This is a genomic window from Nocardia sp. NPDC004340 (genome assembly GCF_053602575.1).
The window spans coordinates 414,219-439,315 of sequence record NZ_JBSGDW010000004.1 but is presented as its reverse complement, the minus strand read 5'-3'; the positions used below and the strand labels follow the sequence as shown (position 1 = coordinate 439,315).

General features: G+C 69.8%; 27 protein-coding genes. 13 read left to right on the top strand and 14 right to left on the bottom strand.

Going from position 1 to position 25,097, the window contains the following annotated elements; all coding sequences use genetic code 11:
• The first annotated feature begins 43 nt into the window (after positions 1-43).
• Positions 44-670 carry a TetR family transcriptional regulator gene (locus ACWEOI_RS18610; RefSeq protein ID WP_433672646.1) on the top strand — a complete coding sequence of 209 codons (627 nt, stop codon included), beginning with the start codon at positions 44-46 and terminating at the stop codon, positions 668-670.
• A 4-nt stretch (positions 671-674) separates the two neighbouring features.
• Here the strand turns inward: ACWEOI_RS18610 and ACWEOI_RS18605 are convergent, their stop codons facing one another.
• Complete coding sequence (locus ACWEOI_RS18605; RefSeq protein ID WP_433672647.1) at positions 675-1,607, bottom strand: alpha/beta fold hydrolase; 933 nt, start codon at positions 1,605-1,607, stop codon at positions 675-677.
• 151 nt (positions 1,608-1,758) lie between these two features.
• On the opposite strand from ACWEOI_RS18605, the gene ACWEOI_RS18600 reads away from it, so the two are divergent.
• The gene (locus tag ACWEOI_RS18600) at positions 1,759-2,583 is read left to right on the top strand and encodes an SDR family oxidoreductase (RefSeq protein ID WP_379274361.1); all 825 of its coding nucleotides are present in this window, start codon (positions 1,759-1,761) and stop codon (positions 2,581-2,583) included.
• 4 nt (positions 2,584-2,587) lie between these two features.
• On the opposite strand, the gene ACWEOI_RS18595 is transcribed toward ACWEOI_RS18600, so the two are convergent.
• The gene (locus ACWEOI_RS18595; RefSeq protein WP_452360361.1) at positions 2,588-4,279 is read right to left on the bottom strand and encodes a bifunctional 3'-5' exonuclease/DNA polymerase; all 1,692 of its coding nucleotides are present in this window, start codon (positions 4,277-4,279) and stop codon (positions 2,588-2,590) included.
• 53 nt (positions 4,280-4,332) lie between these two features.
• Positions 4,333-5,538, bottom strand: a complete 1,206-nt coding sequence (locus ACWEOI_RS18590) for an erythromycin esterase family protein (RefSeq protein WP_452360360.1) — start codon at positions 5,536-5,538, stop codon at positions 4,333-4,335.
• A gap of 108 nt (positions 5,539-5,646) precedes the next feature.
• Here ACWEOI_RS18590 and ACWEOI_RS18585 point away from each other — a divergent pair, with 108 nt between their 5' ends.
• Both ACWEOI_RS18585 and ACWEOI_RS18580 read left to right on the top strand, forming a co-directional pair.
• Positions 5,647-6,342 carry a TioE family transcriptional regulator gene (locus tag ACWEOI_RS18585; RefSeq protein WP_452360359.1) on the top strand — a complete coding sequence of 232 codons (696 nt, stop codon included), beginning with the start codon at positions 5,647-5,649 and terminating at the stop codon, positions 6,340-6,342.
• Between the two features lie 87 nt (positions 6,343-6,429).
• A complete protein-coding gene (locus tag ACWEOI_RS18580) occupies positions 6,430-6,798 on the top strand; it encodes a hypothetical protein (protein WP_433672652.1) in 369 nt (122 codons plus the stop codon).
• A gap of 7 nt (positions 6,799-6,805) precedes the next feature.
• Here the strand turns inward: ACWEOI_RS18580 and ACWEOI_RS18575 are convergent, their stop codons facing one another.
• Positions 6,806-8,131: an oxygenase MpaB family protein gene (locus tag ACWEOI_RS18575; protein ID WP_452360358.1), complete on the bottom strand. Its 1,326-nt coding sequence runs from the start codon at positions 8,129-8,131 to the stop codon at positions 6,806-6,808.
• A gap of 94 nt (positions 8,132-8,225) precedes the next feature.
• On the opposite strand from ACWEOI_RS18575, the gene ACWEOI_RS18570 reads away from it, so the two are divergent.
• Both ACWEOI_RS18570 and ACWEOI_RS18565 read left to right on the top strand, forming a co-directional pair.
• Complete coding sequence (locus tag ACWEOI_RS18570) at positions 8,226-8,810, top strand: TetR/AcrR family transcriptional regulator (RefSeq protein WP_452360654.1); 585 nt, start codon at positions 8,226-8,228, stop codon at positions 8,808-8,810.
• 19 nt (positions 8,811-8,829) lie between these two features.
• Positions 8,830-9,582, top strand: a complete 753-nt coding sequence (locus ACWEOI_RS18565; RefSeq protein WP_452360357.1) for an SDR family oxidoreductase — start codon at positions 8,830-8,832, stop codon at positions 9,580-9,582.
• A gap of 11 nt (positions 9,583-9,593) precedes the next feature.
• On the opposite strand, the gene ACWEOI_RS18560 is transcribed toward ACWEOI_RS18565, so the two are convergent.
• A complete protein-coding gene (locus ACWEOI_RS18560) occupies positions 9,594-10,577 on the bottom strand; it encodes a TIGR03620 family F420-dependent LLM class oxidoreductase (RefSeq protein WP_433673319.1) in 984 nt (327 codons plus the stop codon).
• On the opposite strand from ACWEOI_RS18560, the gene ACWEOI_RS18555 reads away from it, so the two are divergent.
• Entirely contained in the window at positions 10,562-11,167 is a 606-nt protein-coding gene (locus ACWEOI_RS18555; RefSeq protein WP_433672655.1) for an SbtR family transcriptional regulator, read from the top strand. The genes ACWEOI_RS18560 and ACWEOI_RS18555 overlap by 16 nt on opposite strands.
• Positions 11,168-11,188: 21 nt before the next feature.
• Here the strand turns inward: ACWEOI_RS18555 and ACWEOI_RS18550 are convergent, their stop codons facing one another.
• Together ACWEOI_RS18550 and ACWEOI_RS18545 are read right to left on the bottom strand one after the other, a co-directional pair.
• A complete protein-coding gene (locus tag ACWEOI_RS18550) occupies positions 11,189-12,076 on the bottom strand; it encodes an RNA polymerase sigma-70 factor (RefSeq protein ID WP_452360356.1) in 888 nt (295 codons plus the stop codon).
• 66 nt (positions 12,077-12,142) lie between these two features.
• Positions 12,143-12,592: a GtrA family protein gene (locus ACWEOI_RS18545; protein ID WP_452360653.1), complete on the bottom strand. Its 450-nt coding sequence runs from the start codon at positions 12,590-12,592 to the stop codon at positions 12,143-12,145.
• A gap of 166 nt (positions 12,593-12,758) precedes the next feature.
• Here ACWEOI_RS18545 and ACWEOI_RS18540 point away from each other — a divergent pair, with 166 nt between their 5' ends.
• On the top strand, positions 12,759-12,965 hold the full coding sequence (locus tag ACWEOI_RS18540) for a DUF6374 family protein (protein ID WP_379097472.1): 207 nt from the start codon (positions 12,759-12,761) through the stop codon (positions 12,963-12,965).
• 13 nt (positions 12,966-12,978) lie between these two features.
• On the opposite strand, the gene ACWEOI_RS18535 is transcribed toward ACWEOI_RS18540, so the two are convergent.
• From ACWEOI_RS18535 to ACWEOI_RS18515, 5 genes are read right to left on the bottom strand one after another with little or no spacing between them, the layout of a single operon-like run.
• Entirely contained in the window at positions 12,979-14,553 is a 1,575-nt protein-coding gene (locus ACWEOI_RS18535; RefSeq protein WP_452360355.1) for a regulator, read from the bottom strand.
• A gap of 12 nt (positions 14,554-14,565) precedes the next feature.
• On the bottom strand, positions 14,566-15,264 hold the full coding sequence (locus ACWEOI_RS18530; protein ID WP_452360354.1) for a cysteine hydrolase family protein: 699 nt from the start codon (positions 15,262-15,264) through the stop codon (positions 14,566-14,568).
• On the bottom strand, positions 15,261-16,649 hold the full coding sequence (locus ACWEOI_RS18525; RefSeq protein ID WP_433672660.1) for an allophanate hydrolase: 1,389 nt from the start codon (positions 16,647-16,649) through the stop codon (positions 15,261-15,263). The genes ACWEOI_RS18530 and ACWEOI_RS18525 overlap by 4 nt, the downstream gene beginning before the upstream one ends.
• 56 nt (positions 16,650-16,705) lie before the next feature.
• Positions 16,706-17,374 (bottom strand): GntR family transcriptional regulator, encoded by a 669-nt coding sequence (locus tag ACWEOI_RS18520; RefSeq protein WP_452360353.1) that lies wholly within the window; start codon positions 17,372-17,374, stop codon positions 16,706-16,708.
• 27 nt (positions 17,375-17,401) lie between these two features.
• On the bottom strand, positions 17,402-18,124 hold the full coding sequence (locus tag ACWEOI_RS18515; protein ID WP_452360352.1) for a hypothetical protein: 723 nt from the start codon (positions 18,122-18,124) through the stop codon (positions 17,402-17,404).
• 206 nt (positions 18,125-18,330) lie between these two features.
• Here ACWEOI_RS18515 and ACWEOI_RS18510 point away from each other — a divergent pair, with 206 nt between their 5' ends.
• Positions 18,331-19,458, top strand: coding sequence for an agmatine deiminase family protein (locus ACWEOI_RS18510; RefSeq protein ID WP_452360351.1), 1,128 nt, complete (start codon positions 18,331-18,333; stop codon positions 19,456-19,458).
• Between the two features lie 20 nt (positions 19,459-19,478).
• On the opposite strand, the gene ACWEOI_RS18505 is transcribed toward ACWEOI_RS18510, so the two are convergent.
• Positions 19,479-19,823 (bottom strand): zinc ribbon domain-containing protein YjdM, encoded by a 345-nt coding sequence (locus tag ACWEOI_RS18505; RefSeq protein WP_433672664.1) that lies wholly within the window; start codon positions 19,821-19,823, stop codon positions 19,479-19,481.
• Between the two features lie 43 nt (positions 19,824-19,866).
• Complete coding sequence (locus ACWEOI_RS18500) at positions 19,867-20,679, bottom strand: alpha/beta fold hydrolase (RefSeq protein WP_433672665.1); 813 nt, start codon at positions 20,677-20,679, stop codon at positions 19,867-19,869.
• A gap of 133 nt (positions 20,680-20,812) precedes the next feature.
• Here ACWEOI_RS18500 and ACWEOI_RS18495 point away from each other — a divergent pair, with 133 nt between their 5' ends.
• From ACWEOI_RS18495 to ACWEOI_RS18480, 4 genes are all read left to right on the top strand, one after another.
• Entirely contained in the window at positions 20,813-21,142 is a 330-nt protein-coding gene (locus ACWEOI_RS18495) for an ArsR/SmtB family transcription factor (RefSeq protein WP_357285311.1), read from the top strand.
• A 157-nt stretch (positions 21,143-21,299) separates the two neighbouring features.
• Positions 21,300-23,072 (top strand): phosphoenolpyruvate carboxykinase (GTP), encoded by a 1,773-nt coding sequence (locus ACWEOI_RS18490; protein ID WP_452360652.1) that lies wholly within the window; start codon positions 21,300-21,302, stop codon positions 23,070-23,072.
• Entirely contained in the window at positions 23,069-24,712 is a 1,644-nt protein-coding gene (locus ACWEOI_RS18485; protein WP_452360651.1) for a SulP family inorganic anion transporter, read from the top strand. The genes ACWEOI_RS18490 and ACWEOI_RS18485 overlap by 4 nt, the downstream gene beginning before the upstream one ends.
• Entirely contained in the window at positions 24,709-25,089 is a 381-nt protein-coding gene (locus ACWEOI_RS18480) for a DUF5313 family protein (RefSeq protein ID WP_433672666.1), read from the top strand. The genes ACWEOI_RS18485 and ACWEOI_RS18480 overlap by 4 nt, the downstream gene beginning before the upstream one ends.
• Positions 25,090-25,097: the final 8 nt, after the last annotated feature.

The following is a 25,097-nucleotide window of genomic DNA, read 5'->3' as shown; positions in this document are numbered from 1 at the left end:
TCCGCGAAACGACAGGCAGTGATCAGTTTTGGCGTCCGAATCGATGGCAGGCGAGAGTGCGTCGCGGCGGGCCGCGCCGCCCACCCGGCGTGGACAGCGGACCCGGGGTGCGCTGATCGCGGCCGCCCGGGAGGTGTTCGAGCGGGACGGCTACCTGGACGCCAAGATCGCCGACATCTCCAAGACGGCGGGTATGGCGGCCGGATCCTTCTACACCTACTTCGACAGCAAGGAAGAGATCTTCGCCGCGCTGGTCGAGCAGGTGTCGGAGGAGATGCTGCATCCGCACGTGCGAGAGCGCAGTGGGATCACCGATCCGCGCGCCCTGATCGAGGCGGCCAACCGCGATTACCTGTTGTCCTACAAGCGCAATGCCCGGCTCATGGCCCTGTTCGAACAGGTCGCCCAGATCGACGAGAACTTCCGGCGCATGCGGATGGAACGCGGGAAGGCGTTCGCGCAGCGCAATGCGCGCATGATTCGCGAACTACAGGAGTCCGGGCAGGCCAGCGCCGACCTGGATCCGATGATCACCGCGCACGCGCTGTCATCCATGGTGAGCCGGATGGCGTCGATGGTTTTCGTTCAGAAGCAACGGATTCCGTTCGAGAAGCTGGTCACCACCCTGACCCAGCTGTGGGTGAACGCGCTGCAACTGAAGACGGACTGACCGGTCAGCCCAGGCCACGCGCGAACTCGAGCAACGCGGCATTGACCTCCTCGGGCCGCTGCTGCTGAATCCAGTGGCCCGCGCCGTCGAGGATGATCGAGCCCCGCAGATCACCGAGCATGCCGGCCATCTTGTGCATCGGCGTGAAACGGATGACCGGATCGGTCGACCCGGCGATGAACAGTGACGGGCAGTCGATCTTCGCGCCGTCCAGGTGCGCGGTCAGCTCCCAGGTCAGATCGAGGGTGCGGTAGTAGTTGAGCCCGCCGGTGAACCCGGTGCGGGTGAAAGCGTCCACGTAGTAATCGAATTCGGGTTCGCTCAGCCACGGCGGCAGCGGCGGTTCCGGCTCGCTGGTGTCCAGGAACGTGCTCGCGGTGACGATGTCGTCACGCAACAGCGTGCGCCGCACGTCCGCCGCCAGCACCGCGTCGGCGACGCCGGGTTCCTGGAACCACACCATGTAGAAGTCCTCGCCCAGCCGTTTGCGCATGATCGGCAGCGGCGGCGCTGACGAGCGCGGGGTGGCGGGCACGCTCAACCCCGCCACCGCCCGCACCCGCTCCGGGAACTCGCGGGCCAGATGCCACACCACCGACGCGCCCCAGTCGTGGCCCACGAAGATCGCGTCCTCGAGCCCGTACGCGTCCAGCAGCCCGACCAGATCCCGGCACACCGTGAGCAGGTCGTAGGCCTCGATCTCGGCCGGTCGGGAACTGCCGCCGTAGCCGCGCATATCCGGTGTCAGCGTCCGGAAACCGGCCTCGGCCAGCGCGAACACCTGATGCCGCCACGAGAACCCGAGCTCCGGGAACCCGTGGCAGAAGATCACCGGCGCGCCCTCGCCGTGCTCGACCACCCGCAGTTCGATGCCATTGGTCGCGACCTGCCTGCTGCCCAGGCGATTCCACTCGTCCACCGGATGTGCTGTCCGCATCGGTTGTTCACCTCTCGAGGCCGGGACGGTTGACGCCGGGGGAGTCATGAACTTGAATCCGACGCAGGGTTCATATTTCCATGAGCCGGCGCGTTCGATCCAGCCTCCGCTGGCGCGGATCGGCGGCCGGAATCGGCTGGAGGGAGCATTCGTGCAGGTCGCGGGTAAGAACGCCATCGTCACCGGAGGTGGCGGCGGCATCGGTGGGGCGATCGCCGCCCGGTTGGTGCGCGCTGGGGCGCGGGTGGTGGTGGCGGATCTGAACGCAGACGCGGCCGCGGCCGTGGTCGCCGCGCTGGAACCGGAATTCCCGGGCGCGGCGGTGGCGGTCGGGGCCGATGTGGCCGACGCCGATCGCATCGCCGAGCTCATCGCCCGCTGCGAGACCGAATTCGGGCCGGTGGACCTGTATTTCGCCAATGCGGGCGTCATGGGCGGGGTCGGGCTCGGCGATGACAAGGACTGGGGTGTCACGCTCGACGTGAACCTCAACGCGCACATCCGTGCGGCGCGGCTGCTGGTGCCCGGCTGGGTCGAACGCGGCGAGGGATACTTCGTCAGCACCGCCTCGGCGGCGGGGCTGCTCACCCAGATCGGTTCGGCCGCATACTCGGTCACCAAGCACGCCGCCGTCGGATTCGCCGAATGGCTCTCGGTGACTTACGGCGACGCCGGGATCCGGGTCAGCTGCCTGTGCCCCATGGGCGTGGAGACCCCGCTGCTGCGCGCGGGCGAACACTCCGGCGACACCCTCGGCATGGCCGCCACCCGCGCGGTCACCTCGGCGGGCGCGGTCCTAACCCCCGACGAGGTCGGTGAACTGGTGCTGGCCGCCGTCGACGACGAACGCTTCCTGATCCTGCCGCACCCGGAAGTCCTCGACATGTACCGCCGCAAGGGCGCCGACTACGACCGCTGGCTGGCGGGCATGCGGCACTACCAGGCGCGACTGCTCGAGAGCGCGGGCGAGCAGTAGGGGTCTATTTCGCGTCCGCGTAGCACTCGACGATGGCGGTCGTGAACGGGAAGCGCACCGGGGTCGGCCCGAACGCGAGCTGACCGGCGGTGTCCGCGGCGGCGGCGATCGCCTCGGCGACGGTCGCGGCCTCCTCCTCGGGGCAGTGCACGATGACCTCGTCGTGCTGGAAGAACACGAGTTCCGCGCGTAGTCCGGCGGTGTGCAGGGCGTGGCGCAGGCCCGCGAGCACCAGGAGCGTCCAGTCGGCGGCACTGCCCTGGACGACGAAATTGCGGGTGAAGCGGCCTCGGGCGCGGGCGCGCGGGGTGCTGCCGAAACCCGGGGGACCGCCCGCTTCGTCGTCGGGTTGGTCGAAAGCGGTTGCAGGAGGACAGGTTCGGCCGAACCAGGTGCGGACCAGGCGGCCCTGTTCGCCGGCGGTGGCCGCGTCGTCGACGAAGGCGACCGCGGCCGGATAGCGTCGCCGCAGTTCGGCCATGTGGGTGAGCGCGTCGCCGGAGGTCTGGCCGTAGATCGCGCCCAGCATGGCGATCTTGGCCTGGGCGCGGTCACCGCCGAAGGCCCGGGCGGCCAGGTCGGCGTAGAGGTCCTCGCCGCGGCCCGCCACCTCCATCAGGCCGCGGTCGCGGGAGATGGCGGCCAGCACTCGGGGTTCCATCTGGTCGGCGTCGGCGACCACCAGCCGCCACCCGGGATCCGCGCGGATGGCGCGGCGCACGATCTTCGGAATCTGCAGCGCGCCACCACCATTGGTGGTCCAGCGGCCGGTCACCGTGCCGCCCGGCAGATACTCGGGGCGGAATCGGCCGTCGCGCACCCACTGGTCGATCCAGGACCAGCCGTGGGCGGTGTGGAGGCGGTAGAGCTTCTTGTACTCCAGCAGCGGTTCGACGGCCGGATGGTCGATGTCCTGGAGTTCCCATTTGCGGGTGGAGGACAACAGGATTCCCGCGCGGGCGAACGCGCGGATGATGTCCTGGGGGAGGTCGGGCCGGACCCGCGTCCCGGTCCTGAAGGCCCGCGACACCTCGTCGGCCAGCTCGGCCAGCCGTCGCGGCTCCGACCCGCTGGGCACGCGTTCGCCCAGCAGGGAATCGAGCAGCTCACGGTGGACATCGGCGCGCCACGGAATCCCGGCGCGCGACATCTCCGTGGCTACCAGCAGCCCCGCGGACTCGGCGGCGAGCAGCATGCGCATGCGGGCCGGGTACTCGGCCGCGGCGGTGCGCGCCACCTGTCCCGCGTACACCTCGAGTAGCGCGGTGAACTCGTCGGTCCCGGACGGCAGTGGCACCGGCCCGGATTCGAACAGGGTCGGTTCGGTGTCGGCGGCCCGGGCGGGCGCGTCCTGGGGAACCGGCAGGCCGTGCAGGCGCGCCCACGCGGCGGCCAGTGACCGGGCCTGCCCCGTCTGGCCCTGTTCGTGCCCGATCAGCAGCGCCTCGGCCGCTTCCACGTCGTAGCAGCGGTCCACCCGCACCCCGGCGTCGAGCAGCCGCTTGTAGATCGCCGTCGTCGACCGCCACACCCACCGCTCGACCTCCGGCCGCGCCCGCACCGCCTCCGCGAGCGAGGACTCCTCGACGACCGGGCTCGCCGGACGGCCGCGCTCGTCCAGCGGGCACACCCGTGCCCCGCCGTCACCCGTCTCCGCCACCGCCCACCGCATACCGGTGAGTCTGGCAGTGGGCACAGACAATTCCGTGACACCCGACCGTGGCCGGGTGTCCGCGGGTCGGACGTTCACTACCAGTACTGATGCTGGACGCCGTCGGTGTCGGTGAGGAAGACGACCGCGTCGGCGCCGTCGAGATCGGCGAGCGTGAGCGGGAAATGGCCGCGCACAATCGGTTCGGCGGACACGATCGCGGGGGACAGGGCGGCACCGAGCGCCTGCGCCGGGAACAGGGCGCGGCCGGGGGTCGCCTCGGCGAGCACACCCTGGAGAGTGTCCGGAACCGGATCAGGGGTCGCGTCGGTCGCGACGAACAGATAGCGCTCGGCGAGGGTGAAGGCGGCCAGCGCGCCCGCACTGCTCCATGCGGGCTGGTCCGGCACCCGGGGATGCAGGTGCGAATTGTGCGCGAAGACGAGGGTCGGGCCGCGCTGCTGCTCGCGCTCGACGATCGCGCGGATGTTGTCCGCCATCATCTCCGATCGCACGCTGGACAGGCTGCCGATGCGGTCAGGGCCGGAGCTGGCCATGGCGGCGTGGTAGCGCAGCAGCCCTACCGCTATCCGCGCCTGGGTGACGGCTTCGGCGTAACCGGTCGGATCGTTCGCGCGCAGCGAGGGTCCTGCGCGGTGCAGGGCATCGGCGAGGTCGTCGGCGATCAGGCGCAGCGCGCGGGCGCGGTCGGAGTCGCCGATCGAGGCCGACGGATCGAACATGGCCGCCTGGTTCGTCCACTCGGAGTCCGCGCCGAGCAGCCCGTCGAGCTCGGTGACCGATGCGGGCAGCAGAGCCTTCGGCAGCCGGCCGGCCAGCGCGCACAGGGCGGACCGGGGGCTCGGCGCGCCCGAATACTCCACCGGCGCATCGAATCCGTAGAAGCGCACCCGCTCCGAGGGCGCGCGGCCCGCGTTGTATTCGCGCAGCCACTCGACGAGTTCACGATTACCGGGAATCGATCCGAAGCCGTGGCTGAACCCCGCGGACAGCACGCTGTCGATCGCCGCTTCCGACCCATTGACGTAGTCGTCGACGATCCGCGCCGCGAGGAAATCGATCTCGAGCGCGATCGACCGGAACCCACGCTCGGCCAATTCACTCAGAATGTCGTTGCGCAGCAGCGGGAATGCCGCGATCCCGTGGGTCGGCTCGCCGAGCGCGAACACGACCGGGGGTGTGGTGCGGGTGGACAGCAGCTCGTCCAGGGCGAGGCCCAGGTTCACTCGGTCATCGACTCGGCGGCCGATCGCGCTCAGCGAGGTGGGGGTGGTTGCGGACATGGCACTCCTTCCAGAAGGACTGCCTTCGACAGTATCGTTGAAGGTTAGTGTGAAACTTGGGTGAGAAATACCCTGTTCATGGTGGTAAAACCCTCAAAGGAGGCGGCGGTGCGGCCGATCGATCTGGCCCGCGAGCACGGCCTGTCGGCGCAGGCGATCCGCAACTACGACGACGCGGGCATCCTCCCGCCCACCGAGCGCGCCGACAACGGCTACCGCCGCTACACCCCCGCGCACGCGCAAGCCCTGCGCGCCTTCCTCGCCTTGCGCGTCGGCCACGGCCACGAACGCGCCGCGGAGATCCTGCGCGCCTGCCATCGCGGCGACACCGAGGCCGCCTACCTGCTCATCGACGCCACACACACCGCGCTGCACACCGAACGCACCACCCATGCCGATGTCGTGACCGCACTCGACAGCCTCTCCGTCGCACCGCCCGCCCCGATTCCCGGCCGCCCCCTGACCGTCGGCGAACTCGCGCACCGCCTCGGCGTGCACGCCGCGACCCTGCGCACCTGGGAGACCGAGGGCATCCTGCGCCCCGACCGCGACCCTGCCACCGGCTACCGCCAGTATCGGCCCGACGCCGTGCGTGACGCGGAGATCGCCCGGCAGCTCCGCCGCGGCGGATACCCGCTGTCCCACGTCGCGCAATTCCTCGAATCCCTGCACGAGGCAGGCGGAACCGAGGCCTTGACCGCCTTCCTCACCGCCTGGCAGCAGCGCCTGACCGCCCGCGGCCGCGCGCTGCTGTCCGGCGCGGCCCAACTCGACGCCTATCTCCTTCTGCGCGAGCGGATGTGATCACGACTCTGTGCCGCGCACACCGGAACGGCCTAGCATCGTAGGGAGATCCCGGACCGATGGCCCGGGCGGCAGGAGGTGCGAGTCATGGCCGGCAAACCCGAGATTCGATTGATCGGCAACCTCTCCGCGCAGTCGTGGGTCCCGGTGGAGGCGTGCGCGCTACCCACCGTCGAACAGCCGCTGCGCGTCGCCGAATTCGACGCCCTGTTCCGCGACGCGGTACTCGGCTGGGACCGGATCTCGGCGACCCGGCTGCGGCTGGATCTCGACGGCAGCGCCGAGCCCCGGGCCCGCGAACTCGCCGCCCGCGAAACCAGCTGCTGCTCGTTCTTCACCTTCGAATTCGCTGCCGCGGGAACCGATCTGGTGCACATGCACATCGGCGTGCCACCCGAGCGGGCCGTCGTGCTCGACGGCCTGGCGGCCCGGGTGACCGCGGCCGGAACCGCCTGACCGCGCGTCACTCCCGCGAATCGGCTCCCGGATACGCGCGGGAGTCGGTCGTGTACTCCGGGTTGCCGTAGACCACGAGCTGCCTGCGCACTCTGCGGACCGTGTACGCGTCTGCCGCGCGGAGCAGGGTGGGGGACTGGCTCGCCACGGTCATGAGAATGAACCGCAAGATGATGAACGGCGCGGTCAGCCCAACCCGGATCGCGTCGGGGAGAGTCAGCGTCACGCTCATGGCGGCCGCGGCCTTGCGATTGCCGCCGCAGAAGCCGAGGAAGAACACCCGGCTCCAGCTCTTCTCGATCGCGTCGGCGACACGGTCGTAGCGCGAGCGGCCCGGGCGCAGGTACGCCGACATGGTGGAGCGGACCAGTGCGCCGCAGGTGGCGTCGTCGAAGTCGTCGCGCAGCACGGCGGCCCGGCCGTGGAAGACCTCGAGGATGCCCGTCGCGGTGGTGGGCAGCAATTCCTCCGGCAGGCCCAGCAGGAAGCAGCGGTAGCGGCTGAATTCGAGGATCGCGCGTTCGCGGGCGCTGAACTCGGTGCGGCCCCGGCGGATCGCCATGGTCGCCAGCAGATACATATTGATCAATCCGGCGGGCATCTGATCGACCTGCGGCAGCGGCACCCCGTACACATCGGCGTCCCACTGGTCCCCGCGGGCCAACGCGTTGTAGCGCACCATCGAGTGCATCAGGCGCACCATGGCCGCGGCCTCGAAACCCTCGCCGTGCCGTTCCAGCGCGCCCGGCAGTGTGGTCACCGCGAAGAACGACGCGGTCTCGTTGACCCGCCGCGCCGCCCGCCGCCCCGACAATGCCCCGGTCAATGTCATCGGCAGTGCCGCATAGGTATTGAGGAACGTCGCCAGGAACGCGCCCCGGATCAGCACCGGCGACAGGAACGCCGCGCCGACCCGCGAATGCCGCGCGCCCTCCTCGACCAGCTCCATGTCCAGCCAGGCGGGCGTCGCCTCCATGGCCGCCAGGAACGCCCGCAGCTCATCGGGCGCGCCGGGCACCGAGTCGACCCCCGCGCGGCACGCCTGCCGCAACATCCCGATCAAGCCCTTGACGCCGTACTCCGGGGCCAGCGCCGCGTACGGGTCGGCCACCACATCGCCGAGCATCGTTGCGGTGCGCATCAATTCGACGACCCGATCGTCGGCCAGCAGCGGCTCGCGCGGTGCGACCCAGCCGGGCAGCGACGACTTATCGGCAGGATCGACGGTGAAGCGGAAGGGGGACTCGTCGAAATCGATCGAGCCGTAGAGGTCGGGCTGCAGTGCGCGCTGACTGCGCACGCGCTCGGCGAGTTCGGGGTAGTGCGGCGACATCGGAGCACCTCAACTTTCAACCTGTTAGTTAGAGACTGACAGGTTGTAAGTTATGGTGTCAAGGATGACCACCGCACCCCCGACGCGGCGGCGGATGAGCGCAGAGAACCGCCGCGAGCAGATCCTCGACATCACCCATGAGATCGTCGGGGCGGAGGGCTTCGCCGCGGCCACCCCCAATCGGATCGCCGAGGCCGCCGGGGTCACCCGGCCCGTGCTGTATCAGCAATTCGGCGATATGGCAGGGCTTTTCGTCGCCCTCATCGACCGCGAGAGCGTCCGCGCGGCGACCCAGTTCGCCGAGGGGTTCGCCCAGGTCGACGAGACCGCCGACCCGGACCCGTTCGTGCGGGCCTTCGAGGGCGCGGTCCGGGCCATCGACGCGCATCCCGAGACCTGGCGGCTGTTCCTGTTCCCGCCCGCCGGCGCGCCGCCGGAACTGCACGAGCGCCAGGCCGTCTCGCAGGCGGCGGTCCGGGGATTCCTGGAACAGGAACTGCGGCAGGCGTTTCCGAAACTCCCCGATCCCGAATACACCGCGCGCATCCTGCACGCCTCCGGTCGCGAGCTGCTCCAGCTGCGGCTCACCGATCCCGAGCACGCCACCCTCGAACGGCTGGTAGCGCTGGTCCGGCACCTGCGCACCAATGTGCTTCCGGCCGATCGGGCCGCGGACTGACCGAATACGCTCGGATCCCGTGACCACATCGAAGATCGTTCTCGTCACCGGAGCCGGAGCCGGATTGGGGCGCGCCATGACCCACGCGCTGACCGCCGCCGGGCATCAGGTCGTCGCGGTGGGACGCACCCGTGCGACGCTCGACGAGACCGCCGCGGCCGCACCCGGCCCGGGCGGCGTGGACGTCGTCCCCGCCGATGTCACCGATCCCGCCGCCGTGGACGAGGTGTTCGCGCACCTCACGCGGCAGTGGGGGCGGCTGGACGTGCTGGTCAACAATGCCGGGATCTTCGGGCCCAGCAAGCCGATCGACGAACTGTCCGCGGGGGAGTGGCGGCAGGTCGTGGACATCAACCTCACCGGCGCGTTCCTGTGCGCGCAGGCCGCGTTCCGGCTCATGAAGACCCAGACACCACGCGGCGGGCGGATCATCAACAACGGATCCATCTCCGCCCACACCCCGCGCCCCAATACGGTGGCCTACGCCGCCAGCAAGCACGGCATCACCGGTCTCACCAAGGCGCTCAACCTGGAAGGCCGCGCCCACGACATCGCGGTCGGGCAGATCGACATCGGCAATGCCGCAACCGAACTCACCGCGGGCATCGCGGCGGGATCACTGCAGGCCGACGGCAGCATCCGCTCCGAACCGACCATCGACGCCGCCCACGTCGCCCGGGTCGTCGCCCAAACCGTCGACCTGCCCTTGGAAGTGAACATTCCGTTCGTGACCGTGATGGCGACCGGCATGCCCTACATCGGCCGGGGCTGAGCCGGCGGCCGTCAATCGATAGCGGCCAGCAGCTTCCACTGCTGTGCCGGGATGGTGAACGGCTCCGCCGGTAGCGCCTGCAGGCAGACGTGATCGGCGCCGGCCGCGATGTGGGCCGCAATCCGTTGCTGCACTTGGTCTTCCCCGATCGCGACCAACGCGTCGACGAGCCGGTCGCTGCCGGTGAGATCGGTGTCGGTGAAGCCGAGCCGCTGCCAGCTCGCGCGGTAACCAGGATTGGACAGGTAGGCGCCCACGTGTGCGTGAGCGCGGGTCCGGGCGTCCTCGTCGCCCGTCCCGACCACGACGGCCTGTTCGACTACCAGCGTCCGGTCCGGTCCGAGAACGGCGCGGGCATGAGCGGTGTGTTCGGGTGTCACGAGATAGGTGATGGCGCCATCGGCCCGGTCTCGAGCCAGCCGCAATGCGCTCGGACCGAGCGCCGCCAGCACTCGGGGCAACCGACCGGCGTCCGGCAAGCCGAGCTGGGCCCGCAGGGTGTCCGGTGTGTCGAGATCATCGAGGTAGTCGCGCAAAGCGGCGAGCGGTCTGCGGTATTCGAGTCCGAGAACTTCTTCGACGACCCGAGGATTGGATGTGCCGGCCCCGAACACGAACCGACCGGGGTAGGCATCCAGCACGGCTCGGGCAGAGGCGCGCATCCAGTGCGGATGGCGGCCGTATGTCACCGCGATCCCCGTGCCGACCGTCAGCCTGCTGGTGGCGGAGAGCAGGCCGGCGGCGGTGACGAACGGGTCGTGGGCGAGTCCCTCGCTGAGCCAGATCGCGCCCAGTCCCAGTTCCTCGAGCTCCGTTGCCAGCCCGGTCGTCACGGCCGGCGCTTGCAGATCGAGCCCGTTCACCCAGATGCCGGTGCGCGGCAAATTGGTCGGCAACATCATGTTCGACTCCCGTCCACTACAATTCGGAATGCCATTCCGAATATACGGAGTGGCATTCCGATTCGCTGAGGAGCCCCGTGGAACAAGCAGCATCACCGCCACCGGGCGGTGTCCGGGCCGATGCCCGCCGCAGCCGCGCCCGACTGCTCGAGGCCGCTCGCGAGATGTTCGCCGGCGAGGGCGTCGACGTGTCGTTCAATGAGATCGCCCGCCGCGCCGGGGTCGGCCCGGCCACCCTTTATCGGCATTTTCCGCGGCGCGAAGACCTCATCGCCGCCGTGGTCGGCACCAGCCTCGACGAGGTCACCGCACTCGCGAGCACCCTCGACGCCGAGCCCGACTCCGCGGCCGCTCTATCGCTGTGGGTTGCCGCGCTGGTGTCGCATATTCGCCGGGTGCGGGGGCTGTCCGAGGAGATCATGCGAGCCCTCGAGATTCCCGACAGTCCCTTGGCGCCGCACTGTGCCGCGGCGCTGGATGCGGCTGGGACCGTGTTGGCCCGAGCCCAACGGGCGGGGCGGGCGCACCCCGATGTCACCACCGACGACATCGTCAAGATCGCCACCGCGATTGCGTGGACCAGTGATCAGTCCGACGTCACCGCGGCTGCCTCCGACCGTCTCGTGGAGCTTGTGCTGCACGGCATCCTCGGCGCTGCCGAAACGCGAACCTCACACGCCTGATACCACATTCACCCGACTGGGTCATCGGCTCAGCGCGGTCACGTGGTCCATGTGGGAGTGCTTCTCCGGGTTGCGGACCGCGTACAACCCGGTGATGAGGCCGTCGTCGATGCGCAACGCCAGGACGGTGTCCACCTCACCGTCCCGTCGCATGACCAGCGCGGGATGGCCGTTGACCAAGGTGGTGTCGAACGACGCGGTGTCGCCGAATCGCTTCCAGCCGGTGGTGAGTACGCGAGCCACCTTGTCCGCGCCGACGATCGGGCGCGGCAGCGCGGACCGGAGGCCGCCGCCGTCGCCGAACGCGACCACGTCCGGTGCGAGCAGGTCCAGCAGCCCTTGCAGGTCACCGGTCTCGACCGCGCGGTGGAAAGCGTCGAGCACCTCGCGGGACTCGGCGGCGGACACCGGTCCGCGCGGGCGGCGGGACGCCACGTGCGCGCGGGCGCGGTGCGCGATCTGCCGGACCGCGGCCGCGGACTTGTCGACCGCCGCGGCGATCTCCTCGTACGGCAGGTCGAACACCTCGCGCAGCACGAACACCGCGCGCTCGGTCGGGGTGAGCGTCTCGAGTACCAGCAGCATGGCCATCGACACGCTTTCCGCCAGTTCGACATCCTCGGCCACATCGGGCGCGGTCAGCAGCGGCTCCGGCAGCCACTGCCCGACATAGGACTCCTTGCGCCGGCCCAGCGTCCGCAACCGTCCCAGCGCCTGCCGGGTGGTGATGCGCACCAGATACGCCCGCTGATCCCGCACCTCCTCGAGGTCGACGCCGATCCAGCGCAGCCACGTCTCCTGCAGCACGTCCTCGGCGTCGGCCGCCGACCCGAGCATCTCGTAGGCGACCGTGAACAGCAGATTCCGGTGCGCGACGAACGCGTCGGTGGCGGCGGTGGTACCGATCATGGCGGGGCTCCCGTCTTTCGTGTCACCCACTGGACACCGCGGCCGATCGAAATGTGACACCCCGCCTCAGAACACGAACCCGCGCAGCGCGAGAAACCGCATTCCGCCGACCGCCGCCATGACCACGAGCACGGCCGTCGCCTGGCTGAGCTCCCCGAGCCCGGGCGCCCAGAAATCGAGCCCCGCCAACGCCGCCGTACTGATCACCAGCCCGACCGCGGCCAGCCCGCCGCCCTCCCATTGTGCGCTGAACCACCCCACCCGCCCGGCCGCCCGGAACGTCAACCGCCGATGCAACTCGTTCGCGATCGCCGTACTCACCACCGACCCCGCGATATTCGCCACCAGCGCCCCACTCCCGTTCACCGCCATGAACATCAGCACATACGCGATATTGCTGACCCCGCCCACCACCGCGAACCGAATCAACTGCGCGACCATATGATCCCCACGCAGAAACCGGCCCACGGCGGCGAGCCCGCGCTCGAAGCCCAGATCGAGGGCCCCGAAATCCATCGGGTCCCGGTACATCGTCCGCAGTCCGGAATCGGCGATCACAGTGCTGTTCACGCCACTGACAATCCCCACCCCCGCTTACACGGAGCTGACACCGCCCTGACGCGTCGCTGTCACGATTCTCGGCACTCGAACAAACGTTCTACTCGAGGTATTGTCCCGGACCATGCCGGAACTCTCACGACGCGACTGGGCGACGATGAACCTCAAAGAGGTGCAGCGGCAGCTGCTGAAGGCGGCGTCGTTCGGGAAGGTGCTCTCGCCCGAGCAGTTGGAGAATGCGGCGGGCAAGATCGGGGAGGGCTTGCGGATCTTTCTGGACGAGACCGATGGGGGTGGTGCGGGGCGGCCGCCGTCGGATGCGGGACGGTGACCGCCCGAGCGGCTCAGTCGGGGAGGTCGGGGTCAGGGGCCGGGCGGGTGCCGCGCAGGAACGAGCATGCGAGGCAGACGAGTCCGAAGAAGAGGTAGCCGAGGGCGACCTTCGGGGCGGCGGCCCAGGCCACCTCGGTGGCGTGGATGAGGCCGACGAAGCTGAGCGCGGCGCCGACCGTGGCGGCGAGAGCGGCTGCGCGGAACCGTTTTTCGAGGATGAAGGTGACCATGGTGCCGAGTACCAGCCCGGCCAGCACCGCGCCCGCGCCCAGGGTCTTCAGTCCGTCGTAGACCACGCCGGCCTGGCCGAGCGCGCCCGCGCCGATCTTGTCGGCGGAGGTCCCGGCGGCGCTGAGCGCGTTGTCGATCTGGCCGACGCCCCATTCGGCCAGATTGGGCAGCAGCGCGGCCACCACCGCGACCGCGTGCAGGCGCGGGACGGCCTGGAAAGCCTGGGCGCCGATCAGCAGGCCGATGTAGAGCAGGATCGGGACGATCGCCGGAATGGGGAGCAGGGTGGCGAGTACGCCGAAAAGGCCCAGCAGGCACATCAATCCGATGATCGCTCCACTGGCGAGCGAGTAGCCGGTCCGTCCGCCCGCGTCCTTCCAGCCGGGGTGGCCGATGTAGACGGCGGGAGGGAAGGGTGAGCCGAAACCGGACCCGATGATCGCGCCGAACCCGTCGGCCAGCAGCACGCTGCGCAGGTTGTAGTTGTCGCCCGCGGCGGCGGCGCTCTCGACATTGCTCATGGCCTCGGTGAAGTTGTAGACGCCCAGCGGAATCGCGGTGGCCAGCAAGGGCGCCAGGTGTGCGAGCCCGTCGAAGAGCAGGTGCAGGCGCAGGTCCGGCAACCCGAGGGCGATATCGTGCGCGGCCCGGGAGACGTCGGGCACCGACATGTAGCCGCCGATCCACCCGATGGCGGTGCCCACCAGCAGTGCCACCAGGCCGACCGGAACATTGCCGGGCAGTCGCACATCGGTGAAGAAGCCGATGAGAATGATGGCCAGCACCGGCAATCCGATCCAGGCCGCTTCCCACATCTGCGCGGCGGGCCGCATGGCGATGAACGTGATCGAGATGCCCGCCAGCGTGCCGAGCATGGCCGCGCGCGGGGTGATCCGGCGAATGTACGGTCCGACGAACGCGCCGATCATGACGATCACGCCGATCATGAACGCCCACGCCAGACCCGCGGACCACGCTCGCATCGGGTCGTTGGTCTTCAGGTAGATGGGCAGCATCACCACGAACACCACGATGAACATGTGCGGGACGCTCGGGCCGTAGGGCAGCGCGGTGACCGTCGCGCGGCCCTCACGCCGCGCGAGCCGCCGCGCCAGCAGCATGTAGTACAGATTGCCCAGCACCAGCGCCACACCCAGCGCGGGCAGTACGGTGCCCAGCACGTCGGCGCTGGGGATCTTCACCACCGCGATCGACAGCGTGGTCAGGGTCAGGACATTGACGAGGATATTGAACGACAGGCCGAAGAAGGCATTGGTGTCGCCGCGGGTCCACCACGGCAGCGACAGCGGTGCGGCGCTGCCGGTTTCACCGGCGATCGGGGTTTCGACGGACATGGGCTTTCCTGTTCACTGGACCGGGCGGGGGGAGGCGGCGGAGGTGAGGGCGGCGCGGACCGCGGCCGAGTCGGCGACCCAGCCGAAGATGCCGCCCTGGGCGGCGATCATGGCCAGTCCGACGCGCTGGAACTCCGGGAAATACGAACCGACGCAGTCGGAGACGACCAGGCATTCGAATCCGCGGTCGTTGGCCTCGCGCACCGTGGTGTGCACGCAGACCTCGGTGGTGACCCCGGTGACCAGCAGCGAGCGGATTCCCCTGTCCGCCAGTACATCTGCCAGCCCGGTCGCGTAGAACGCGCCTTTGCCGGGCTTGTCGATCACCACCTCGCCGTCCACCGGCGCGAGCTCGTCGATGATGTCGTGCCCGTACTCGCCGCGGATCAGGATGCGTCCGAACCGGCCCGGGTCGCCGATGCGCTGGGCGGGATCCCCGCGCAGCAGTTTCGCGGGCGGGCAATCCGACAGGTCGGGCCGATGACCTTCGCGGGTGTGGATCACGGGAATCCCGGCCGCCCGTGCGGTGGCCAGCAGCCCGGCCAGCGGCTCGATGACCGTGCGCAGCAGGGCCACATCATTGCCCAGGCTCTCGCCGAAGCCGCCGGGGAGCAGGAAGTCGCGTTGCATGTCGATGACCAGCAGCGCCACCCGGTTCGGGTCGAAGGTGAAGTCGCCCGGTCGCGCCGGAACGCGGGAGAGTGTCGTCATCGCCGTTCCTTCTGTACGAGCCTGAGATCCGCGTGCGCCACGACCGGGCGCGGTTCGTCGAGCAGGCGGGCCGCCGCGGCGAGCACCACGTCGTCGGCCAGCGCCGGGCCGAACACCATCACCGACAGCGGGCGGCCGTCCGCGGCGAGGCCCATCGGCACCGAGATCGCGGTGAGGTCCAGCAGATTGCCGAAGTGGGTGTAGTGGCCCAGCACGGTGTTCGTGGCGATCGGATCCGCCAGCACCTGCGCGACGGTGAACGTGGTGCCGATGGTCGGCGTCACCACCACGTCGACGTCGTCCCAGACCCGAGCCACCGTGGCGCGCAGTTCTTGCAGGCGCTGCTGCGCCCGGAAGACGTCCACCGCGGTGAATCGGAAACCGCCGGTGAGGATTTCGCGGATCACCGGCAGGATCGAATCCGGTCGCTCGGCGAGGAAGTCCTCGAACTCCACCAGCCGCTCGGCCACCCACGGGCCCTGATAGAGCAGTTCTCCGGCGGCCAGGAACGGTTCCAGGGTGGTCGGCACGCAGTCGAAGCCGCGGCGTACCAGTCGATTCCGGGCGTCGAGGTGCGCGGTGCGGAACACTTCGTCCCCGAAGAACTCCAGCTCGCTGGGATCGGGCAGTCCGACCCGCAGCCGCCCGCCGCCGAAGCGCGGCCCGCGCGGCCGGCTCCACGGATCGCCTGGATCCACGCCCGCGATCACCTCGAAGACCCGATCGAGGTCCTCGACGGTGCCCGCCATCAGCGTCAGGCAGTCCAGCGATTTGCACGCCGGGACCAGGCCCCGCGCGCTGATCAGCCCCCGCGAGGGCTTCCAGCCCAGGATTCCGTTGAGCGCCGCGGGAACCCGCCCCGACCCGGCGGTGTCGGTGGCCACGCAGAACGGCACCTCACCGAGCGCCACCGCGCGGGCGGACCCGGAACTGGAACCACCGCATATCAATTCGCCGCCGAACACCGAGCGCGGGATCGGATACGGCGTGCGGGTGCCGTTGAGGCCGGTCGCGAACTGGTCGAGGTTCGTCTTGCCGACGAACAGCGCGCCCGCCTCCAGCAGGCGCTCGACCGCGGGCGCGGTCCGGGTGGCGGTATAGGCGTAGTCGGGGCAGGCCAGTGTGGTGGGCCGGCCCGCGACGTCGATGCTGTCCTTCACCCCGAACGGCACGCCGTACAGCGGTAGCGTGCGCGCGCCGGGCCGTCGCTCGATCTCGGCGGCCGCCGCCAGCAGCTGTTCGCGCGGGACCGGCGTGATCCAGGTGCCGTCGTCGCCGCGCGCCGCGATGGCGTCCGCGACCCGGGCGGCGGTGTGGGTCGGAGAGCCGCTGCCGCTTTCGTGCGAGGCCAGGATCTCCGCGATCGTGGGGCTCGGGTTCACCATTTGTCGATTGTCGACAGAAGGTGTGAAATCGGCGGTGTCGCAATGTATCCGCTGTGTTAGCGGATGTCCAGGTCCAGGTAGGCCCGCTCCCCGTGCCGCAACAGCGCCTCGCGCGCCGTCGTGGCGTCACCGGATTCCAGGGCTGCCAGCAGCTCCTCGTGCCGTCGAATACCGTTGTGGCGCTGGGTGAGCCGGGACTCGGCGCGCAGGTTGCGGGCCATGGGCAGCTGCAGCTTGACCAGGATCGGCTCGTAGGCCAGTTCCAGCTGCCGATTGCCGGACAGCGCCACGATGGCCGCGTGGAACCGGCGGTGGGCATTGTCGCGCTCGAACGCGTCCCCGGCGGCGTCCGCGACGCGCATCTCCTCGAGCGCCGCTCGGACCCGTCGCAGCGGGTCGCCCTCGGCGGCCAGCGGGAACGCGCTGTCGATGGCGTAGCGCTCGAGCACCCGCCGCAACTCGAACAGCTCCAGGATGTCGGTCCGAGACCACACCGCCACCCGGAATCCGCGCCGGGGCAGATGCTCGATCAGCCCTTCTTGCGCCAAGAGCCGCAAGGCTTCCCGCACCGGCGCACGGCTGGTGCCCAGTCGCGCGCACAGCGCTTCCTCGCCGATGCGGTCGCCGGGCTCGAACGCACCGCTGAGCACCTCCGCCCGCAGATGCCGCGTCGCCATTTCCACCAGGCTGGGTGGCAGCGCCGACCCGTTCATGCGCGACACCATGATTCGAGACTAACCGGACCGGTCGGGTCACACGGCGCAGGCCAGGGCGTCGGTGCCGGTGGAACGGACGAATTCGCGGTCGCCGTAACGGAGTTCGCCGGTGTTCCAGCCGCCGCCGAGGGCGGCGATGAAGTCGCGGATCAGGTCGGCGTCGGCGCGGTCGGCGACCAGGATCAGGGCGCCGGAGTCGGTGAAGGAACCGCCGCCGAGTCGGTCGCGCACGACGGGGTCCGCGGCCAGGGCCTCGGCGAAGCGGGTGCGGTCGATGCCGGTGACGGTCACCGTGAAGCCGTCGGCGCGGGTGTCCTCGCCGGGGAGGTATTCGAAGGTCAGGACCGCCTCCTGCCGGTAGCGCCCGCGCAGGTCGTCGGCGACCCAGCACAGGTTCTTGTAATCGGTGCAGGCGAGCCGGAATTGGCGGGATCGCTCGTAGGTGAGGCCCGTTCCGGCCGACCAGAACACGCCGTCGACCACGCGTGATTCGACCGGGAGCGCGAGTTCGGTGAGCGCGGTGAAGTTCTCGTCGAGGTTCAGCAGATCGAGGCGGTCGGTCAGGCGCGGGTCGGCCGGGTCGGTGATGGTGGCGGTGTTGGTGGTGGCGAACAGCTCGCCGGTGGGGCGCATGGGGTCGCCGGGGATGCACGATGCCGGTCCGTAGGCGTGCGCGGGTGCGGTGGTCGGGCCGACGGCCACGACCCCGGTGATGACGATTGCGGAGGCCAGAGCAGCGGAAACGCGGGCGGTGGTCATCTGCCCCAGTCTGCGCGCGCCCGGTCGCCGAGGGAGCCGGATCACACGAATCGACCTTGACTGAAAATTCAGTCAGAGATTAGAGTCGCTGGTGCCCGGCTCGGGCCGTTCCGTGTGTGGCGGCCGTTTGATCAGCGGGTTCAGTGGATTCAGCGCGCCGGAGAGGGAAACGCCGCGCCGGGCCTTCTTTCAAAGGAGACAGTGCAATGCAAGGACGACGCCGGTTCATGCGATCGGGGATCTTGACGATGGGCGGGCTGCTGCTCGCGGGCTGCGAAGGATCCATCTCGTCGTGGTTCAACGGCGAGCCCTCGACGTCCCACGACGGTCACTCCGGCGTGATGCCCGACGAGGGCGCGCCGCACAAGCGCACCTGGATGGCTTTCGGTGCGAGCGAGGCGATCTGGGGCCGGCAGCTGCTGCCGCAGGTGCGCGAGAACCTGGCCACCATCGCCTCCACCATCTCCCGCTTCGAGCCGGTGTCCATGCTGGTGCGCCAGGACGAACTGGATCTGGCCCGCCGGCTGATCGGCGGCGCGAACGTCGAACTGATCGTGGCCGACCTCGACGACCTCTGGATGCGTGACACCGGACCGGTGTTCGTGCACGGCAATCACGGCAAGTCCGGGGTCGACTTCAACTTCAACGGCTGGGGCGGCAAACAGCAGCACAAGCGCGACAGCAAGGTCGCCACCATCGTCGACGGCCGCGCCGGCGTGCAGACCACCCACACCGATCTGGTGCTCGAGGGCGGCGGCATCGAGGTGGACGGCGAGGGCACCGCGCTCATCACCGAATCCTGTGTGCTGAACAAGAATCGGAATCCCGGCTGGAAGAAGGCCGACGTGGAGGGCGAGCTCGACCATCTGCTGGGCATCAAGAAGGTGATCTGGCTGCCGGGTATCGCCGGGCAGGACATCACCGACGGCCACACCGATTTCTACGCCCGCTTCGCCCGCCCGGGCGTGGTGGTCGCGGCGCTGGACAATAACGAGGAGTCCTTCGACTACGACGTCACCCGCCTCCACCTCGAGATCCTGCACAACGCCACCGACGCGCAGGGGCGGCCGCTCGAGATCGAAACCCTGGAAGCGCCGTCCGATCTGCGCTATCGCGGCGCGGGCGACGACTTCGCCGCCGGCTACATCAACTTCTACGTCTGCAACGGCGGCGTCATCGCCCCCGAATTCGGTGACGCGGAAGCCGATTCGGCCGCCTACTCCACCCTGACCCGGCTGTTCCCGGATCGCCGGGTGGTGCAGATCAATATCGACGCCATCGCCGCGGGCGGCGGCGGCATCCACTGCACCACCCAGCAGGAACCCGTCGACTGACCCGCGGGCCCGGGTCCGCGCTAGACCTTCTTCACCACACTGGATTTCAGCTGCATGGCGCCGATGCCGTCGACCTTGCAGTCGATGTCGTGGTCGCCGACGCCCTGGACCAGGCGGATATTGCGGACCTTGGTGCCCGCCTTGATGCCGGTGGGGCTGCCCTTCACCTTGAGCGACTTGATCACGGTGACGGTGTCGCCGTCGGCGAGCACATTGCCGACCGCGTCCCGGATCACGCCGTCCTCGGCCGCCGCCTCGGTCCCGACGGTCCATTCGTGCGCGCACTCCGGGCAGGTGAGCAACCCGCCCACCTCGTAGGTGTATTCACTGGAACAGGCGGGACACGGCGGCAGCGAGTCGGACACGATCGGCTCCTCGGCGGATGGTAGGGACGGAAGTGGTCGGGGCTCAGGCGTGGACGCCGGTGAGGAAGTCGATGATGGCGCTGTTGACCGCCTCGGGCTGCTCGAGATACCCGTAGTGGCCGCACTTCTCGAGGTGCACGTACCGTGCGCCCGGAATCGCCTCGGCCACCTCGCGGGCGAACACCGGCGGCAGCATGCGGTCGTCGGCGAACCCGACGACCAGGCTGGGGACGGTGATGCGGGCGTAGTCGGCCAGGCGGTTGCCGGTCCGGTCCATGCGCATCTGCGCGAGCACGCCCGGCCCGGGCGCGACGCTCGCCGAGTATTCGAAGATGTCGAGCCACTGCTGCGCGGAGTCGTCGGCTTCGAGGGTGGCGGGGGAGAGGTTCAGCATCGCCTTGACCGCGGCCGCGTACTCCGGCGGCAGCTTCACGCCCTGCTGCTGCAATGCCTGCTCACCCTTGTTCAGGGTGCTGGCCAGGGGATGGGAGCGGCCGGTGGTTGCCAGCATGACGGCCTTGGTCACCAGATCCGGCCGGGCCAGCGCGAGTTCCTGGGTGACGCGCGCGCCCAGCGAGGTGCCGACCACGTGCGCGGGACCGCCGAGCAGTTCGATCAGCGCCGCGGTGTCGGCGACCAGGTCCTCGATCCGCATGCCGTGGGCGCTCTCCTCCGAGGGCGCGATGCCGCGATTGTCGAAAGTGGCGACCCGGAAACCCGCCTTCACCAGGGCCGGAACCTGGTAGGTCCGCCAGACCCGGCCCGGGCTGCCGGTGCCCATGACGAGGACGACCAGGGGTCCGTTGCCGGTGACGTCGTAGTTGAGGCGAATCCCATTGAGGGTGGCGATGGGCACGTTCGGTCTTCCTGTGGGCGGTCCGGGGAACGACCGAACCTAGCATGATTGTCCTGTTTGCTAAACTCTGCAATCACTGGGTCGGGCAGTGTATCCGGATGCCCATCCGCCCTCGGAAGGAGTGGCTCGCGACATGCCAGGACTGCAACGGCCGCTCTATCAAATGAAGGCGGATTTCTTCAAGACGCTCGGCCATCCCGTGCGGATCCGGGTCCTCGAATTGCTGAGCCAGCGCGAGTACGCGGTCTCGGAGATGCTCACCGAGATCGGCGTCGAGGCCGCGAATCTGTCGCAGCAGCTGTCGATTCTGCGTCGCGCCGGGCTGGTCTCGGCCCGCCGCGAAGGGCTCTCGGTCACCTACGAACTCACTTCGCCGCAGGTCGCGGAGCTGCTGGCGGTCGCACGGGCCATCCTCACCGGCGTGGTCACCGGCCAGGCGGAGGCGCTCGAACACTCCGCGTAGCCGCGGGGGGCCCACGGTTTTTCCGGGGGTCCGCCCACCAACTGATTGCATGTTTTCTAAAATGAAAACCTAGTTGTTTCGTGAAGAGAGGTTCGCCGTGCCCGAACGTCCTACCGCCACCGTCGCCTCCACCGCGGCCCCGACCGCGCACCCGGACATCGCGGCCTGGGTCGCCGAGGTCGCGGAGCTGACCGCGCCCGAGCGGATCGTCTACTGCGACGGGTCCCGCGACGAATGGGACCGGCTCACCGCTGACCTGGTGGCCAAGGGCACGTTCGTCCCGCTGCCCGCCAAGCCCAACTCCTTCTGGTGCGTCTCCGATCCCGACGATGTGGCGCGCGTGGAGGATCGGACCTTCATCTGCTCCGAGCGCGAGAGCGACGCCGGGCCCACCAACAACTGGGTGGATCCGATCGACATGCGGACCGTGCTCACCGAGCACTACCGCGGCGCGATGGCCGGCCGCACCCTGTACGTGATCGCCTTCTGCATGGGCCCGCTCGACGCCGGGGAACCGAAATACGGTGTGCAGATCACCGATTCGGAATACGTGGCGGTCTCGATGCAGATCATGACCCGCTCCGGCGCACAGGTCTGGGAGCAGCTCACCCCCGGCACCGAATTCGTGAAGTGCCTGCACTCGGTGGGCGCTCCGCTGTCGGAGGGCCAGGCCGACGTGCCGTGGCCGTGTGACAAGACCAAGTACATCGCGCACTTCCCCGAGACCCGCACCATCTGGAGCTACGGGTCCGGCTACGGCGGCAACGCGCTGCTGGGCAAGAAGTGCTTCGCGCTGCGCATCGCCTCGGTGATCGGCCGCGACGAGGGGTGGCTGGCCGAGCACATGCTCATCCTGAAACTGACCTCGCCGCAAGGGAAGACGCACTACATCGCCGCCGCGTTCCCGTCGTCGTGCGGCAAGACCAACCTGGCCATGCTCGAACCGACCCTGCCCGGCTGGAAGGCCGAGACCGTGGGCGACGACATCGCCTGGATGCGCTTCGGCGCCGACGGGCGCCTGTACGCGGTCAACCCGGAGGCCGGATTCTTCGGCGTCGCACCGGGAACCGGCGCCGAGACCAACCCCAATGCCATCGCCACCATCGAGGCGGGCAACTCCATCTTCACCAACACCGCCCGCACCGACCAGGGCGACGCCTGGTGGGAGGGCCTGACCGAACAGCCGCCGGCGCACCTGATCGACTGGCGCGGCAACGACTGGACCCCGGAATCGGGCACCCCGGCCGCGCACCCGAACTCGCGGTACTGCACCCCGATCGAGCAGTGCCCGTCGGTGGCCCCGGAATGGAACGACCCGCGCGGCGTGCCGATCTCGGCCATCTTCTTCGGCGGCCGCCGCGCCAGCACCATCCCGCTGGTCGCCGAGTCGTTCGACTGGGCGCACGGCGTGTTCACCGCCTCGGTGCTGTCCTCGGAGACCACCGCGGCCGCCGCCGGCGCGGTCGGCGTGGTGCGCCGCGACCCCATGGCCATGCTGCCGTTCCTGGGCTATCACGTGGGCGACTACTTCGCGCACTGGCTGGCCATGGGCGCGCGCGAGGGCGCGCAGCTGCCGAAGATCTTCCAGGTCAACTGGTTCCGGCGCAGCGCCGACGGCAAATTCCTCTGGCCCGGCTTCGGCGACAATGTGCGCGTGCTGAAGTGGGCGCTCGAACGCCTCGACGGCGCCGCCGACGCCGTGCGCACCCCCATCGGCTACGTGCCCACCGCCGACGCGCTCGACCTCGAGGGTCTGGGCGCGGGCTACCGCGGCCTGGCCGACGCGGCCCTGGCCGTGGACGTCGAGGAGTGGGTGCGCGAGCTGGAGTCCATTGACGAGTGGTACGCGAGCATCGGCGGCAACCGCCTGCCCGACGCCCTGCGCGCCGAACTGGCCGCGCTGAAAGTGCGTCTGGCCGAGGCCCTCTGACCGTGGCCCACCTGCTGCCGAACCGCGCGGACTGGCTGCCCGCCGTGCGCGCCCCGGGCGCGGACCTGCTGGCCGGGCTCGTCGTCGCGCTGGTCGCGCTGCCGCTCGCGCTGGGCTTCGGCATCAGCTCCGGGCTCGGCGCGGCCGCCGGATTGGCGACGGCGGTGGTGGCGGGCGCGCTCGCCGCGGTCTTCGGCGGCTCCCGGTTCCAGGTCACCGGGCCCACGGGCGCGATGACCGTGGTGCTGGTTCCGATCTTCCATCGGCACGGAGCGAGCGGGGTGCTGGCCGTGGGGCTGCTGGCCGGGCTCGTGCTGGTGGTGCTCGCGATCGCCGGGGTCGGGCGCGCCGTGCGCTACATGCCCGCCCCGGTGATCGAGGGATTCACCGCGGGGATCGCGGTGGTCATCGCGCTGCAGCAGTTCCCGAACGCGCTGGGGGTGGCGCACGCGGGGGGCGACAAGGTGTGGCAGTCGGCGTGGGATGCGGTGCGGCAGTTCGCCGCCGGTCCCGGCTGGGTGTCGCCGGCGATCGCGTTGGCGGTGGCGGCGGTCGTGCTGATCGGCGGCCGGTTCCTGCCACGACTGCCGTTCGCGCTGCTCGCCGTGGCGCTGGCGACCGTGGCGGCCAAGGTCTTTCACCTCGATCTGACGCTGATCGGGACCATCCCGTCCGGATTGCAGGCGCCCACACTGGATTTCGTGCATCTGGACCAGCTCGGCGGGCTGATCGCCCCGGCGCTGGCGGTGGCCGCGCTGGCGGCGCTGGAATCACTGTTGTCGGCGACCGCGGCCGACTCCATGGCCGTGGGCACCCGCCACGATCCCGACCGCGAACTGTTCGGGCAGGGCCTGGCCAATATCGCCGCGCCCCTGTTCGGCGGGGTGCCCGCTACCGGGGCCATCGCGCGCACCGCGGTGAACGTGCGCTCGGGCGCGCGGACCCGGCTGGCCGCGCTCACCCACGCGGTGGTGCTGGCGGGCATCGTCTTCCTCGCCACCGGGCTGGTCGCGTCGATTCCCTTGGCGGCCTTGGCCGGCGTGCTGCTGGCCACCACGGTGCGCATGGTCGAGACCGCTTCGCTGGCCGCCATCGCCCGCGCCTCCCGCGGCGACACGGCCATCATGGCGATCACCTTCGGGGTCACCGTCGCCCTGGACCTGGTCAGCGCGGTCGCGGTCGGGGTGGGCATCGCGGTGGTGCTGGCGTTGCGGTCGGTCGCCAAAGAGGCCCGGCTGCACCAGATTCCGCTCGACGACGCCGACCATCTGGCCGAGGAGCACGAGCTGCTGCACGACCACATCGTGGCCTACCGCCTCGACGGACCGCTGTTCTTCGCCGCCGCGCACCGCTTCCTGCTGGAACTGGCCGAGGTGTCGCAGGTGCGGGTGGTCATCCTGCGCATGTCGCACCTCACCGCGCTCGACACCACCGGCGCGCTCACCCTGCGTGACGCCGTCGGCAAGCTCGAGCATCGTGGCATCACCGTGCTCATGTCCGGCCTGCGCGCGGACCACCGGCGCACGCTCGCGGCCGTCGGCGCGCTGCCCGGCCCTGGCCACCTGTTCGACCAGACCCCCGATGCCATCGCGGTCGCCCGCGAACTCGTCTCCCGTCCCGCGGAAAGCAGTCACCGATGAGCCCGAACGACACCCCGAATCTCTGGCAGCGCCTGCGCTATATCGCGGGCGGCGCCCTGCCCGCGACGATGCACCCGTGGGTCATCGAGGATCTGACCGGGCCCGGCGCGGCCCGCCGCTACATGCTGCGCATCCTGATCCCGATCATTCCGCCGCTGTGCCTGTTCCTGCTGATTCCCGGGCCGTTGTGGATGGGGGCGTCGATGATGGCGCTGTTGTACCTGCCGCTCATCTACTTCACCGCGGCCCTGATGTACGTGTTCCGCCGGGCCCGCCTGGCCAAGCACGGCCTGGACCCGAATCTGGCCGATCAGCGCGAACGCGCCCGTGCCGCCGACGCCCGCGCGGCCTACGAGCGGGCGCACGGCCGCGGCTGAGGTCGCGC